This is a genomic window from Rhizobacter sp. P3_C12, assembly GCF_056402735.1.
The window spans coordinates 1-13,323 of record NZ_JBFUGW010000175.1 but is presented as its reverse complement, the minus strand read 5'-3'; the positions used below and the strand labels follow the sequence as shown (position 1 = coordinate 13,323).

The window sequence follows — 13,323 nt, the reverse complement described above, 5'->3', positions numbered from 1 at the left end:
AAGCCACTCTGGGCGATGCCGAGCTTCTGCAAGCGGTAGTGTGCTTTGTCGGTGCAACCTGCAATGTGGAAGTGCACTCCCTTTCTGTGCGGTCAGGCGGAGCAACCAACGGTGTTCGCTGGCTGGTGGAACAGGTCGAGATCGGGCAATCGGTGAGGTTGACCTACACGGAATAGCCCCTCGCGGCACCGAAGTGCTCAAACACCGAGCGTCCGCTTGCGGGCGTTGAATGCAATCGCGCCACCGACTGCAATGGGTCGATTGTGTGAGTTCGCGGCGCGCGAGAGCGGCCATTCGGCGCGTGCCAGCACCGCTGCGGGTGGTCCCGTTAGGCGCGTGTCTGAGCGACTAAACCARCCCATGGCGGCGACTCGTCGCGAGGAGCGAGAAGGTCGCCTTTCGGTCAGAGCCGTCGTTCGGCGTCCGGGCCTGATTGACCGCAATCAGCCTGAAGCAGTCAAGCGCTCACCAGGGCAATCTCATCGAGTCTGGTCGTGTAGCGCGGCGTGCGTCGTTCTTGCTTGCCAAGGGACGCAAGCGTTCCACGTCTCTGCTGAGTGCTGGCAACGCGAACAGCCCCTTTGCCGAATCGATGATTCAGTGCATCCAACGTGCCCATCAACTGATGCCGGTCTCGCCCAAGGGCAGCCTGCGCAGTGGGTTCGTCAGCAGCAAAGAGATAAAGCTMACCTTGTCGGTCACCTCCTGCATGTAGATCCATCAGCATGACGCCGGCCTTCACGTAGTTGAAGCCCGGYCGGTACATCCGCTGCAGCGCACGCGTCGCCGTTGCGACCAGCTCGCGGGTGTCGGTGGTCGGCCTCACCATCGGCACAGTCATGCTCGGGCTGTGCTGGCAATCCTGCTTTCGATATGGGCTCGTCGTGATGAAGACGTGAACCGCTCCAGCCGCACTGCCCTGCTGCCGCAGCTTCTCTGCCACGCGTGATGCGAAGTCGCTGACGACCTGCTCCAGCTCTGCCAGTTCGGTCACGGCGCTCCCGAACGATCGCGAGCACATGATCTGCTGGCGACCTGCCTGCGTGTCGTCAAGGTCAAGGCACGAGGTGCCCCGCAGCTCGAGAAGCGTCTTCTCCAGCACCACGCTGAACTGGCTGCGCAGTGCCGTGATGTCCGCGTTGACCAGATCGCGCACCGTGTGAATGCCGGCCTCTGTCAGCCGCGCTTCGATGCGTCGGCCGATGCCCCACACGCACCCCACCTCCGTTGCACCCATCACAGCATCCAGCTCAGCACGAGACATCAGGCCGAAGTTGCACACCTGCGAGAGTGCCGCCGGATACGAGCCCGACTTGCGGTCAGCCGTCTTCGCGACATGGTTGGCCAGTTTCGCAAGGGTCTTGGTCGGCCCGAAGCCCACGCTCGTCGGCAGCCCGGTCCACTGCAGCACGGTGCTGCGGATGTCGCGGCCGATCTCCACCAGGTCGCCTCGCACACCGTCGAAATCGAGGAAGCACTCGTCGATGCTGTAGATCTGCTGCCGCGGCGCGTACTGCCCGACGATCGACATCATGCGACTCGACATGTCGCCGTACAGCTCGAAGTTGGCGGACAGGGCGATCAACCCCGCCTCGCGCTCCAGATGCCGCACCTGGAACCAGGGTTGCGCCATCTGCACGCCCAGATCCTTGGCCTCGTTGCTGYGCGCGATGCAAGCGCCGTCATTGCTCGACAGCACGACGACCGGCCGGCCGTTGAGCGAGGGTTTGAACACCCGCTCGCAGCTCACGTACATGTTGTTGACGTCGACCAGCGCAAACATGGCGCCGCCTCAAACGGGCATCGCCTTGATGGCGTTGGTCACCACGCCCCAGACCTGCAGCTCCTGGGCGGCACGCGGCACGACATCGGCGCAGCGCGGGTCGGTCGCCACCAAGCGCAGCAACGATCCCTGCATCACCAGCCGCCGGCACATGAACTCGTCGTCCACGACGGCGATCACGATGTGGCCGCTGGCGGGCCGCACCGAGCGGTCAACGAGCACGATGTCGCCATCATCGATGCCAGCCTCTCGCATCGCACTGCCGCTCACGCGCATCAGGAAGGTGGCGAGTGGGTTCCTGATCAAGACGTCATTCAGATCCAGGCGCCCGACGCCCGAATCCTGAGACGGCGAGCCGAATCCGATGGCCACGCTGGCGCGCGGCACCACCGCTGGCCCGGGCGAATCCCGGCCGACGCGTGTGACACCATCGCGAGGCAGCCGACTACTGTTCATTCATACAGTATATTGCAGCAACCAGGAGAGCGTCCCATGGAGATAAGGTTTCCGATCGAGCAGCTGTTCAGCCGCATCACCTCCGAAGTGGAGCTGCAATCCTTCGTCGAGCGGTTTCGCCTGAAGCCATTGAGGGCCAGCGTCCCTTCGCGGAAGTACGTCGCCGAATGGACAGGCACGGTCGATGGCAAGGCCGTCTTCTCGCGGCATCGACGTCTCGCATCCGCAGCCTCTCCAGGGTCCGCTTGCTTGAACGCCCTCAGCCTGAGCATCAGCGCGCCGGACGGCACGCATCTGTGCAGCGCCGAGGTCCAGTTCGACTGAGCAAGGCCGGGGCGGAACATGCTGGGTCGTCGGCAAATCTTCCCGGGGTTGTCCGCAGGGGCACCGCTTGCCGGGCGCCCGGCGTGCTCCTACGCTGCGGCAGCGCTCGCAACAGGGGCGCGTCCAACAGAACAGGGAGCACACGATGAAGGCCTTGAGATTCTTCGCCGCGGTTGCCGCGGGCGTGATCCTGCACACGGYCGCATCGGCCGATGGCGGCTCGGCCAGCCTGACGCTGGATCCGATCACGACGCTGAGCGGCAGTGCCACGACGCGGACCACCGGCTCGGTTGGCTACTGGCTGACCGGCAACACGTTTGAAGGCTCCGCGGTGGTCGTCCATGACGAACTGGGCCCGCAAGAGAGCTGGGGCTACCAGCCGTACAACTCGGCGACCCTCGATCCGGCGGCGTCGGCTGGCGGCCCATTCGGGCAGTACGAGGTGAGCCTGACGCAAACGGACGCAGGCTATCCGATGCTGGCAGAGGCGCACATCGGCGCCAACACCTTGAGCGCCGCGTGGCAGCGGTCCTCGCTGCAGCAGGATTACGCCATGGCGTCCGTCTACTGGAATCGCTACTTCGTGCTGGACCCGTTTGCGTCGATCACGTTCTCCGCCAGCGCCAGCTATGGCAATCCGGCCGGTGCCACCGTGGCCGGGTTCGGCGAGCAAGAGGGCGATCGCATGCCGCTCGTTCACCAGGCATCCCTCGGCTTGTACGTTCCAGGCACCTACGGGGGCGGTGCGACCCTGGCGCTGCAGACCCTGAACGTCGACCCGACCGGCCCGTCCGATGTCTACCTCGGCCGGTGGGCTGACGATCGCGACTTCTCGTACAGCTACGACTCGTTCGGCCACCTGTCGCTGACAGTGCACAACCTCTCTGCCGACCCGCTGTTCGCCAACTTCCTCGCCCAGGTCAGCGCAGTGGCCAGCCCGGTCCCGGAACCGGCGGCCTGGATGACGATGCTGGCCGGGTTGATGGCGCTGGTTGCCGCCGCGCGGCGATCGCGAACGAGGTTCGGGACGTGCGCCGCGTGAGCAGGCCGGGCGCAGCGGTTCAGAGTTGCGCCAGGCCGCCGTCGACGGCGACCTCGCTGGCGGTCATGAAGCTGCTGTCCGACGACGCGAGAAAGGCAGCCACCGCCCCGATCTCCGCCGGATCGGCCATGCGCTGGAGCGGCGTCATCGCGGCGTAGACCTTCTGGCCTTCCTCGCCAAGCGCTTGCTTCGCGAGTTCGGTCGCCGTCGCCCCGGGCGACAGCACGTTCACCCGGATGCCGGTGCCCTTCAGGTCCTCCGCCCAGGTCCGCGCCAGGTTGCGCACTGCCGCCTTGCTCGCGCTGTAGGCGCTCATGCCCGGGGCGCCCGTGGTGCCGGCGCTCGATCCGGTCAGGATGATCGAGCCGCCCTCGCCCATCAGCGGCAACGCCTTCTGCACCGTGAAGATCGTGCCCTTCACATTGGTGTCGAAGGTTTCGTCGATGTGCTCGGCGGTGATCTTGCCGAGCCGAGCCTGGCTTCCCGCCCCGGCATTGGCGAGCACGATGTCGAGGGTTCCGCGCTCGGCCTTCACTGCCGCGTAGAGTCGGTCGAGGTCGGCCTCATCCGAGACCGAGCCCCTCACCCCGCGGGCATTGGGTCCGAGCTTCGCCACAGCGGCGGCTAGCGATTCTTGTCGGCGGGCGTAGATGAAGACGAAGGCGCCTTCCTCGATGAAGCGCTTTGCTGCGGCGAAGCCGATGCCGGTCGCGCCGCCGGTGATCACGGCGGTCTTTCCATTCAGTCTGGTCATGTCATGAATCCTTGGTTGCGTTGCAGGAAGCTGGAGAAATGCTTGCCTGAGAACAACTATGGAGTTCTGATAACCTAAGGACAAGTATGCACTTTTTGGTAAGTACCTAAAAATGACGACGCCCCCTGAAATCTGCGATACCGGCTGCGGGCTCAACGCGACGCTCCGCGTCATCTCGGGCAAGTGGAAACCGCTGATCCTGTTTTTCCTGCGCGACGGCCCGAAGCGCTACGGCGAGCTCAAGCGCCTGACCCAAGGCGTCAGCGACAAGGTGCTGATCCAGCAATTGAAGGATCTGGAGGCTGATTGCGTGCTGGCGCGCAACGACTACAAGGAGGTGCYGCCGCGTGTGGACTACACGCTGACCCCGCTCGGTCGCAGCCTGGCCGATGCGATCGTCCCGCTGTGCACGTGGGGAACCAGGAACGCGGCGGAGATGGCAAGCATCTTCGCCAAGCGCGACGCTTTGCCCTAGCGGGATGGGGTGGCTGCGCGACGGAGGTCCGGGCAGCCGTCGATGGTAAGGTGCGCGCCTTGGCCGAAAGGCCCCCAGCGCCGCCATCTCGATCGTGAACGATTCCGCCGCCCCTCTCCCGAGCCACACGCCCATGATGCATCGGGGCGTTCTCCTCTAGAGCGCGGCCTTCGGAGGCCGGAATCTACGCAGTTCGCTACGCTGGCCGCTGATGCGTTCGAGATCCACAAGCTTGCGTTCACTGAGGCCTTCCGACCGACTGCTGTGCAGCGGTTGCCGTCGGTCGGCCGGGAACTCCGAATGTCCGCTCTCCGTGGCAATGCTGGCGTCACGGCTGCACGCTTACACCGTACTGCAGCAAGGGCACGCCGAGTGCTGAAGCCGTGGGCTCGGCAATTCCGAAGCCCAATCTCAGCAATAGGCGGATGGTGCTGGTGCTCCTGACGCCGTATCGTGGCCCCCGGTTCGGTCGACCGGAGCCCTGCCATGAAAGCTCACGAATCCCTGCCTGAAGCCGCCCAATCTAGGCCCGCCGCAGCCGAGGTGGCGTCGCGACAGGCCACACCCAGCTTTGGCTCGGCGTCGACCGGTGCCGCGGCGCTGCAGGCGCGCATCGACCAGTCGCCGAGCATGCTGGCGCAGCGCAAGGCCCTGGAATCGACCTTCGGCGGGGCCTACCAGCGTCAGACCGAGCCCTTGGCCGATCAGATGCCGACAGGTGGAATGGCGCCCTCGGTCGCCCAGCGCCTCGGCGAAGCGGCTGACACGCCTGAGCCCGCCGCCGCGCCGCCGGTAAGCCAGGGCGGGATGCCGCACCAACTTCAGGTGGGCATCGAGGCGCTGTCGGGCATGTCCATGGCCGACGTGCGCGTGCACCGCAACTCCGACAAGCCGGCCCAGCTGAACGCCCTGGCCTACGCGCAGGGCAATGACATCCACCTCGGGCCGGGACAGGACCGACACTTGGCGCACGAGGCCTGGCACGTGGTGCAACAGCGCCAGGGCCGTGTGCGACCCACCCTCCAGGCCCAGGGCGCCCCCATCAACGACGACCCGGCGCTGGAGCAAGAGGCAGACGTGATGGGCCAGCGAGCCCTGAGCACCAACGGCGTTGCGCCAGCCCAGAGGGTCTCGGCCGTCGGCGGCTCGGCCGGGCAGCCGATCCAGCGGCTCATCGGCTTCGAGTTCGAGACCGGGTGGGTGCTCAAGGCGCCGGCCAATGCGATCGGTATGCACACCAAGGTGATCGAGGGCCTGCGTTGGAGTGTCGTGCCCGATCGTCTCGAATACACGGCCGAGGAGCTTGACGAGATGGGCATCGGGCAAGGCCGCGCCCACGTTGGCAGCGGCGCCTTGGAGTTCGTGACCGAGGCCTTCGACGAGGGTGACATCGGGCCGGGCGGACGGTTGGAGGCGGCGCTGCTGCAGATCGAGCAGGTCGGCAACGCCCTCAACTCAGCATCGCGCGGCATATTCGGCACGGCCATCGACACGCCCATCAATCAGGTTGTCGGCAAGAACGGCATTGCATGGGGGCAAAACCTCCAAGTGCCTCCTCCGCAGCCCGGCGGCCAACTGGGCGACGCGGCGCACCGGCTTGCCATCGAGCGGGCCTACGCCAAGCGCGACAACATCCTGGTGCGGCGGATCGGTGCGCTCGCCAGCGCGCCTCAGATGACCGGCGGCATCAAGCTGGAGCAACTGATCCACCTACTTGATCGCATGAGCCAGCCGCAAGGCGGCCTGGCGCTGGGCGGGCAGACGCACCCGGGCAGCGCGCTGATGGAGAACAGCCCGGCGGCGGAGATCACCATCCTGTCCACTTGTGTGGCACGCGCGCGGCTGGTGGGGCAGGCGCGCGTGGCCGATGGCAGCGTGGCGGGTGGCAACCAGGCGGCCTACGAGGGCGCCATGGCCGAGTTGGGGTCCTATGTGCGGCTGGCGAGTGCCTATGGCAACAACATCGCCTATGACAAGGGCATCGCCCCGTTGCTGGCTCGCACCAACTTCGGGCAACTGCCCGGGTGGCTGCGTGGCGTGCCGGGATTCATCGAAGACGTCTTGTTCACATCCGACCGCTGGCCGGGCGCATTGAACAGTGCGGCCCTGGTTGGGGCCGGTAACACCAAGCTCTTTGTCAAGGCGGGCTTGCACGACGCCGTGACATCGCGTGGCTGGCTCAACAGCATTCAAGGCGGACAGGACCCGCTCACCTGGGGGCAGGACCGGACCAAGGCGAGCTGGAACCCGCAGCAGGTGGGTCAGGCGGGCAATCAGGCCCTGGGCCACGTCTACGAGTTCAGGCGCATGGTGAACCCGCTACCCTTCAACCAGTGGCGGACTTATGCGATGGGCATGGCCGACCTGGTGGTGCGGGCCAACCAGGGCAACCTGCAATAGCAGCGCCCAGCCTGCTCAGTGAGCGTCGAACTCGGCCACGCTGAAGCCTCTCCAGCTCGACCCAAAGAGACTGGCAATCCTTCCGATTCATCAGGTCGTAGCCATTCGACCACGTCTGCCCCGCCACTGTGGCCTTCACCCACTCGGCCAGCACTGAGCAGGTCCAAGGCGCTGCGCGACGAAGGTCTGCTTTCGTTCCAGGCAGTCGTTCGTCGTCTGAATCCGACCGACCGCAACCAGCCTGAAGCAGTCATCGGCAGCCGCGGAGCCGCTGCGAAACGGAAGCGATACGCCGGGCGGAATCGGAAGACCTCCCTCGACGTCATCGCTCTGTCATGTTCGGATCTCACGATTCACCCTCTGAGTTTCATTTGTGCCGGGGCTGGACAATGGCAGAACTCGATCGACGCGGCACCGCGCCAACCGCATTAGGCAATGGTGATCTTGACCTGATGCCCGTCGCGCAGTACGTCCGTATGTCTACTGAGCACCAGCGGTACTCGCGTGAGAACCAGTCTCGAGTGATCTCCGAGTACGCGCTGCGAAACGGCATGGATGTAGTGCGCACGTATGCGGACCTCGGAAAGAGCGGCCTTGAATTGAAGGGCCGTACGGCCATGCAGCGCTTGCTGCTGGATGTCGGGCAGCCTCTCGTTCCATTCCGCGCCGTCCTGGTCTACGACGTCAGTCGATGGGGGAGATTCCAGGACCCAGATGAGGCTGCAGCCTGCGAGCTGACGTGCAAGCGCCGCGGCATTCGGGTCATCTACTGCGCCGAACAGTTCGCGAACGACGGCTCGATATCATCCTCGGTGCTCATCGGGCTCAAACGCAGCATGGCTGCGGAGTTCAGCCGGGAGCTTTCAGTTCGAGTGTTTGCAGGCGCCTGCAACATCGCCAAGCAGGGCTACGCGCAAGGCGGCGTAGCGTGCTTTGGGCTTCGCCGCGTCGTCGTCGACGAGTCCGGTCGAGTGAGAGACACCCTTGCATTCGGCGAGCGCAAGGGCATTCAGTCGCACCGCGTTTCACTTTCGCCTGGACCCAAGGCCGAAGTCGAGGCCGTTCGGCTCGTTTTTCAGCTTTTCATCGACAAGCGCCGTACACGATCGGAGATTGCCGAGCTCCTGAACGCTCGCGGTATTCCCTGGGTTGGTGGTCACCCCTGGAGGATGGAAGCCGTCCACGCTGTCCTGACGAACGAGCGTTACGCAGGCACCGCCATCTACAACCGTAAGTCGGGCAAGCTCAAAGCTCCGGTGAGGGAGAACACCCGGGACCTTTGGATTCGCAAGGAGGGCGCCTACGAATCGATCATCCCGATGCCGCGCTTCCTGCGGGCCCAGCAGATGATTCGAGATGCGGCGAAGCGGCTCGACAGGAATGACATGCTGCGTGGCGCGGCGCAACTGCTTGCTCGGCACGGTCAACTATCCGCGGACATCCTTGCTAGGAGCAAAGACGTCCCGTCCGTATCCTCGTATCTCCGGATTTTTGGAAGTCTGACCAAGCTCTATGCGCTGGTCGGCTACGACCTGAAGCAGAACCGTGGATTCGAACAGGTCAATCGCTCACTCCGGGAGCGCAGCCAACTGATCGTGGCTGAGGTGCAGGCTGGCATTCTCGCAAGCGGCAGTTCTTGCACACTCGACCCAGAGACTAGGTGGCTCACCGTCAACGGCGAGTTGACCGTGCAGATCATCGTGGCGCCAAACCGAGGCAACGCGCGCGGCTACTACCAGTGGCGTGTCCACATGCCTTCAGTGCCTCCCGACATCGTTGTCCTTGTCCGGATGGACTTCGACAACGCTGGTGTGCATGACTACTACCTGCTTCCTTCGATGGACAAGCATGCGTCGAGACTGCCGCGCATGGAGAGAAACGGACGCACCCTGGATGTGTACCGCACGAGAACGCTGGCCCCCCTTTACGCGCTCACGGCACGAGCGCCTCTCTCGGAGCAGCCTCAATGAAGGCAGTCGAGAGGACTCAGAGGATTGAACCTTCGGCGACCCAAGTCGACAGTTCACGCAGTAAGCGGATGAATCACCGTGCTCCGGAGCCAAGCATGCACGGTGGTCAGCATCCACAGGACCAGGCGCTGGTCGAGAGCTATCAGCAGCAGACGCAAGAGCATCGCCTACTTCAGCGAAAGGCGGACCGTGCACAGGCTGCGCTGAAGGCGTCTCAGAAGATCTTCAAGGAGCTGTTCGCCGATCCGGAGTTCGTCTCGCTCTTGAGAAGCGAGGGCAAAGGCACAGCGCCGCGCTACTTGGCCAATGGTGGATCCGATGTGGGGATGGGTCAATGATCGCGGTCGACACCTCCGCCAAACTGGCTTCCAGCGGCACCTACTTGGAACTCGAGCTCGATCAGCTTCATAGCAACAAGGCGCTGCCGCAGTCGATCCTCAGCAGCGCAAAATACCGACAGATACTTGGGTCGATTCGTGCGGTCGGCCTGCTGGATCCGCTGGTCGTTGTTCCCCGATCGCAGGACGAAGGCGGGGGCTACTCAGTCCTCGACGGATTGCTGCGCAAGGCGGCACTGGTAGAGGTCGATTTCAACAGGGCGCTGTGCCGGATCCTGACGGACTGCGAGGCCCTCACCTACAACCGCCAAGTCAACCGGCTCTCGGCTGTCCAAGAGCATCGACTGATCACTCGAGCTGCAGATGGAGGCGCTTCGAAGGTAATCCTGTCCCGGGCCCTCGGCATCTCAGTCGAATCCATCCGAGACAGACTTCGAATGCTCGATGGGATCTGTCCCGAAGCCGTCCAACTTCTGGCGGACAAGCCGGCCACCAGGGGGCTGTTCCAGGCGCTGCAGCGTATGAAGCCGTCTCGGCAGATCGATGTGGCTCAGGCGATGATCGATCTCCGAAACTACTCGGTGAAGTTCTCGTTGGTGATGTTGCACGCCACGCAGGCTGAGTTGCTGACGGAAGATGCCCAGGCTCGCAGGCAGGCGAACAGCTCATCGGAAGCTCGACATCTTCTTCAGCGAGAGATGGCGACGGTTCAATCGGACGCGAAGAGACTGGAAGTGGAGTACGGGCCCAACTGCCTGCAGCTCGTCGTGGTGAAGGCCTACATCCGCTCGCTCTTGGGGAACGCCAAGATCGTCGGTTGGCTCGCACGCAATCGAGGGAACTACCTACGTGAGCTGCAGCTGATCTCAGAAATTGAGGTGCTCGATCCGGCAACTTGACGATCGCCCAGAAGAGCCTTCGCGGCCGCAATACGGGCGTGATCGCCTTGCCTGGCCAGCCTGACAGTTCCGAAGCGCCTGACCAGCAAGTCAACCCTCCGGGAAGTCAGTGGGGCTTGTCTCCAGGGAACGACTGCATCAGATCGACCAGCCACAACCTCGTCATGCCCACGGCCTTGAGCTGAGGACCTGCGTTAGGGTTCTCAGTGAAGGCATCTCGAAGCAGATCCAGCTCAGCGACCGCCTCACGGCGGAATGCATCCTTGTCCGGCAACAGCTTCACGAGCGCGGCGATCATGGCCATCGCACAGAGCACTTCGCCCTGCAGGTAGCTTGCTGTCTCGTTGGGCTTCACTTCGTCGCTCATTCACTCACCTCGCAAACGGCCGAGAGAGCATCGATTGAATCTCGTGAAGTGCGCCTGTGCAAGAGAGCTTTCGCGAGCATGGAGCGGTCCATGTATCTCGCCCTCCTGCAGCTGATCCGCAGTAGAGTGACCTCTCGACGGGTATTTCCAACCTGTGCTGCGCTTGCACATGTATTCGGAGGCACGCATGTCTAGTCCAATCTCAAGATCTGCCTGGGTTGATCGCGTTTTCACGAAGCTGAGCAAGCTTGATCCGACGGCAACGATGGTCGAACTGCAGCAGGTGGCCGCGCGCTCCTACGAGGCGGAGCCTGGTGAACCACCTGAGGTCTGGGCTGAAAACTACTACCTGAGCACGCACCAAGCCGACCAACGCCACTGGCGGCGGACGTTCTGGGAGAGGGCGTTGGCGATTGAGCCCAGGCTGAGTCTGAGGGAGTTGTGGGACCTCGCAGATTACTCGTGGCGCGAGTACCCCACTCATCGTCGTTCAGCACTTGTCGCGGCCAATCACGCACTCGGCATAGAGATCGACTGTACGGTGCAGATCGGCGAACTAGCCGGCTCGGGATGAGCGCTCGACGCGTTGCGTGGCAGGGCGCGACCTTCTACTGCGAGCTGACGCACCCTCAATCTGCACTGCAGCGGATTGAGTGACTGGCGTAGACCCCGTGCGACAGACAGGTCGCTTGCGCTTCGTCGGCTCGTTGGAAGGCTCGATGCTGTGTGTAGTAGGCGGCCGCCCTGCCCAACGCCAAGGTCTGCGCCACAGTGGCTGCAGTCGGTCGCTTCGAGCTATCGACCGGTCGCTTGCTGCCTCAATGCGTACGCTAAACGCGCCGGAGGTAGCCAGACGATCGGTCAAGCGACGCGGCACCCAACGCCGCTCGTCAACGCGCCGTGCCCCAGCGGAGCGCGGTGGGGTTGAATGTCCGCTACGCGCCTGCGCGAACTGGAGCTATCGACCCTGAGCGGCCATTTGAAATGCCAGATTCGATGCCGCCAAGCAGCCGCTCGATACTTGGTCTTGCGCCCGCCTGTAGTGCGCCAGACGCTACGCCCGCTGCACATGGAGCCGCTGTCTTATCGCATGCACCGCGGCAAGGCAGTCATTCTCTGAGAAGACCGGCAGAAAGATGGACTGCCCGCCTAGGTGTAGGCCATTTGTCTTGATCGTGAGGCCAGGCTCTTCACCACGGCTCGCCAGGTTGGCAAAAGCTTCTTCGATTTGATGCCATGCATATCGCGAAACGCGCCCGTCGGAGCCCGGCGAATGAACGTACTCAACTCCGCCCTCATCAATCACCAAGTAGGTCAAGTATGCGGTGGTCGGAGCCGTCTTGAAGAGCCACGCATACAGCAGGACGCCAACGACCGTAGCGAGTAGAGGCCACAACATCGCGTGAGTCAGCGACATCACGACACCTCCGATGACCAGCACGACGGCGCCGGAGTACGTCGCGGTCCGTAGCGCATCTCCTGGCGTTCGTGGCACCTGTAGTTCAAGCCGCTGCACGTCCGAAAACCTCCACTCGATCCCGTTTCCCCAGGACCTCGCCCCGCGATGCCCGTTAGAGCTGATGTCTACAGCTTACAGGCAATGGCCGACCCGAAGCTGTTGTCGCGCGAGTCGAATTCGAAGCCCAAAAGCAGTCGCTCACCGCCACATGTCAAGCTGCGTGCTCTCGACCGGTTAACTACCCAAGGCTGGAGGCTGATGCACCGCAGTGCCTGCAAACTTTGCTGGGATTGAGGCTCCAGCGCGGAGGCAACGAATTCTCAAAATCTTCCGCCCCAAAGGGACGGCCACAAGCTGGGCATGGCGTGTAGATGGCGTACAGGGAAGTCGTCACCCCGATCGCAGACACAACCATAAAGGCGATGAAAAATGCCAAACCGCTTTGCCCCACCATACCGATCAAAAGCACTAGCGGGAGGAGCCACGGCGTAAGGCGCGAAACGCGCTGCCTCCGCCGCAATCTGGCCCACTTTGTTTGCATCGGATCCATTTGATTCCGCAGCGTTGGTTTGAAACGAACTCACTATATTTCGTCGGAAGCTCTAGTCGACCGACGGCACCATAGCCGGAGCCCAACCCCACAGCAGCCGGTGACGACTGGCCGTTGATGGCCGAGTACTAGCTTTGCCCATCACAAGCCTGACGTCGTCAGGATCACCAGCAACGCTACAAGCCCGAAGAGCGTCAGCAGGACGTACGGCAGCGCACATTCAAGCGCGCCGTCTTCGCGCCGAACCGGGCCGCCGCGGGTCTGAACTGGGAGCTTGCGTTTGAAATTGTCGAAGAGAACAAGAAAGTATGCGATCAGGCAACCCACTGCGCCAGTCCGAAACCAAGGCCCGGCGCCGTCGAGATGCCCAAAGCCGCCGGCAACCAGGRCCAACCCGATGACAAGCGACGCCAGCGCGATGCGCGGGAGCCAGTGAGTGCGCTCGAGATCCGGTTCAGTCATGGTTGCTGATCTTAGGGCGGGCAGCTGGACAGCCAACCCTAATG

The 13,323-nt window shown here is 63.5% G+C and carries 14 protein-coding genes; 8 read left to right on the top strand and 6 right to left on the bottom strand.

Annotated elements, in window-relative coordinates; all coding sequences use genetic code 11:
* Nucleotides 1–457: 457 nt before the first annotated feature.
* Together AC1DXV_RS23075 and AC1DXV_RS23070 are read right to left on the bottom strand one after the other, a co-directional pair.
* A complete protein-coding gene (locus AC1DXV_RS23075; protein WP_477935738.1) occupies nt 458–1,783 on the bottom strand; it encodes a Y-family DNA polymerase in 1,326 nt (441 codons plus the stop codon).
* A 9-nt stretch (nt 1,784–1,792) separates the two neighbouring features.
* Nucleotides 1,793–2,155, bottom strand: a complete 363-nt coding sequence (locus tag AC1DXV_RS23070; protein WP_477865738.1) for a LexA family protein — start codon at nt 2,153–2,155, stop codon at nt 1,793–1,795.
* Between the two features lie 120 nt (nt 2,156–2,275).
* On the opposite strand from AC1DXV_RS23070, the gene AC1DXV_RS23065 reads away from it, so the two are divergent.
* Nucleotides 2,276–2,563 carry a hypothetical protein gene (locus tag AC1DXV_RS23065; RefSeq protein WP_477935736.1) on the top strand — a complete coding sequence of 96 codons (288 nt, stop codon included), beginning with the start codon at nt 2,276–2,278 and terminating at the stop codon, nt 2,561–2,563.
* A gap of 145 nt (nt 2,564–2,708) precedes the next feature.
* Nucleotides 2,709–3,605 carry a hypothetical protein gene (locus AC1DXV_RS23060; protein WP_477935734.1) on the top strand — a complete coding sequence of 299 codons (897 nt, stop codon included), beginning with the start codon at nt 2,709–2,711 and terminating at the stop codon, nt 3,603–3,605.
* A gap of 19 nt (nt 3,606–3,624) precedes the next feature.
* Here AC1DXV_RS23060 and AC1DXV_RS23055 read toward each other — a convergent pair whose 3' ends face one another.
* Nucleotides 3,625–4,359, bottom strand: a complete 735-nt coding sequence (locus AC1DXV_RS23055; RefSeq protein ID WP_477865735.1) for an SDR family NAD(P)-dependent oxidoreductase — start codon at nt 4,357–4,359, stop codon at nt 3,625–3,627.
* A gap of 112 nt (nt 4,360–4,471) precedes the next feature.
* On the opposite strand from AC1DXV_RS23055, the gene AC1DXV_RS23050 reads away from it, so the two are divergent.
* The 5 genes from AC1DXV_RS23050 to AC1DXV_RS23030 all read left to right on the top strand — a co-directional run bounded on the left by AC1DXV_RS23050 (nt 4,472) and on the right by AC1DXV_RS23030 (nt 10,441).
* Nucleotides 4,472–4,834: a winged helix-turn-helix transcriptional regulator gene (locus tag AC1DXV_RS23050; protein ID WP_477935732.1), complete on the top strand. Its 363-nt coding sequence runs from the start codon at nt 4,472–4,474 to the stop codon at nt 4,832–4,834.
* A 486-nt stretch (nt 4,835–5,320) separates the two neighbouring features.
* A complete protein-coding gene (locus AC1DXV_RS23045; protein ID WP_477935730.1) occupies nt 5,321–7,234 on the top strand; it encodes an eCIS core domain-containing protein in 1,914 nt (637 codons plus the stop codon).
* Between the two features lie 389 nt (nt 7,235–7,623).
* Nucleotides 7,624–9,204 (top strand): recombinase family protein, encoded by a 1,581-nt coding sequence (locus AC1DXV_RS23040; protein ID WP_477865732.1) that lies wholly within the window; start codon nt 7,624–7,626, stop codon nt 9,202–9,204.
* 95 nt (nt 9,205–9,299) lie between these two features.
* Nucleotides 9,300–9,542, top strand: a complete 243-nt coding sequence (locus AC1DXV_RS23035; RefSeq protein ID WP_477865731.1) for a hypothetical protein — start codon at nt 9,300–9,302, stop codon at nt 9,540–9,542.
* The gene (locus AC1DXV_RS23030) at nt 9,539–10,441 is read left to right on the top strand and encodes a plasmid partitioning protein RepB C-terminal domain-containing protein (protein WP_477935728.1); all 903 of its coding nucleotides are present in this window, start codon (nt 9,539–9,541) and stop codon (nt 10,439–10,441) included. Before AC1DXV_RS23035 ends, AC1DXV_RS23030 begins: the two co-directional genes overlap by 4 nt.
* Nucleotides 10,442–10,547: 106 nt before the next feature.
* Here AC1DXV_RS23030 and AC1DXV_RS23025 read toward each other — a convergent pair whose 3' ends face one another.
* The gene (locus AC1DXV_RS23025; protein ID WP_477865729.1) at nt 10,548–10,808 is read right to left on the bottom strand and encodes a hypothetical protein; all 261 of its coding nucleotides are present in this window, start codon (nt 10,806–10,808) and stop codon (nt 10,548–10,550) included.
* Between the two features lie 265 nt (nt 10,809–11,073).
* Between AC1DXV_RS23025 and AC1DXV_RS23020 the strand changes: the two genes are divergently transcribed.
* Nucleotides 11,074–11,382, top strand: coding sequence for a hypothetical protein (locus AC1DXV_RS23020; RefSeq protein ID WP_477865728.1), 309 nt, complete (start codon nt 11,074–11,076; stop codon nt 11,380–11,382).
* A gap of 480 nt (nt 11,383–11,862) precedes the next feature.
* On the opposite strand, the gene AC1DXV_RS23015 is transcribed toward AC1DXV_RS23020, so the two are convergent.
* Complete coding sequence (locus tag AC1DXV_RS23015; RefSeq protein WP_477865727.1) at nt 11,863–12,225, bottom strand: hypothetical protein; 363 nt, start codon at nt 12,223–12,225, stop codon at nt 11,863–11,865.
* Between the two features lie 733 nt (nt 12,226–12,958).
* A partial coding sequence (locus AC1DXV_RS23010) for a hypothetical protein (RefSeq protein WP_477935726.1) occupies nt 12,959–13,323 on the bottom strand: 365 nt, incomplete at its 5' end.

Bases quoted from the DNA above. Each gene is read 5' to 3' on its own strand.
- AC1DXV_RS23045 (WP_477935730.1), top strand. From the start codon at position 5,321: ATGAAAGCTCACGAATCCCTGCCTGAAGCCGCCCAATCTAGGCCCGCC.
- AC1DXV_RS23030 (WP_477935728.1), top strand. From the start codon at position 9,539: ATGATCGCGGTCGACACCTCCGCCAAACTGGCTTCCAGCGGCACCTAC.
- AC1DXV_RS23055 (WP_477865735.1), bottom strand. From the start codon at position 4,359: ATGACCAGACTGAATGGAAAGACCGCCGTGATCACCGGCGGCGCGACC.
- AC1DXV_RS23040 (WP_477865732.1), top strand. From the start codon at position 7,624: ATGGCAGAACTCGATCGACGCGGCACCGCGCCAACCGCATTAGGCAAT.
- AC1DXV_RS23035 (WP_477865731.1), top strand. From the start codon at position 9,300: ATGCACGGTGGTCAGCATCCACAGGACCAGGCGCTGGTCGAGAGCTAT.
- AC1DXV_RS23065 (WP_477935736.1), top strand. From the start codon at position 2,276: ATGGAGATAAGGTTTCCGATCGAGCAGCTGTTCAGCCGCATCACCTCC.
- AC1DXV_RS23025 (WP_477865729.1), bottom strand. From the start codon at position 10,808: ATGAGCGACGAAGTGAAGCCCAACGAGACAGCAAGCTACCTGCAGGGC.
- AC1DXV_RS23020 (WP_477865728.1), top strand. From the start codon at position 11,074: ATGGTCGAACTGCAGCAGGTGGCCGCGCGCTCCTACGAGGCGGAGCCT.
- AC1DXV_RS23015 (WP_477865727.1), bottom strand. From the start codon at position 12,225: ATGTCGCTGACTCACGCGATGTTGTGGCCTCTACTCGCTACGGTCGTT.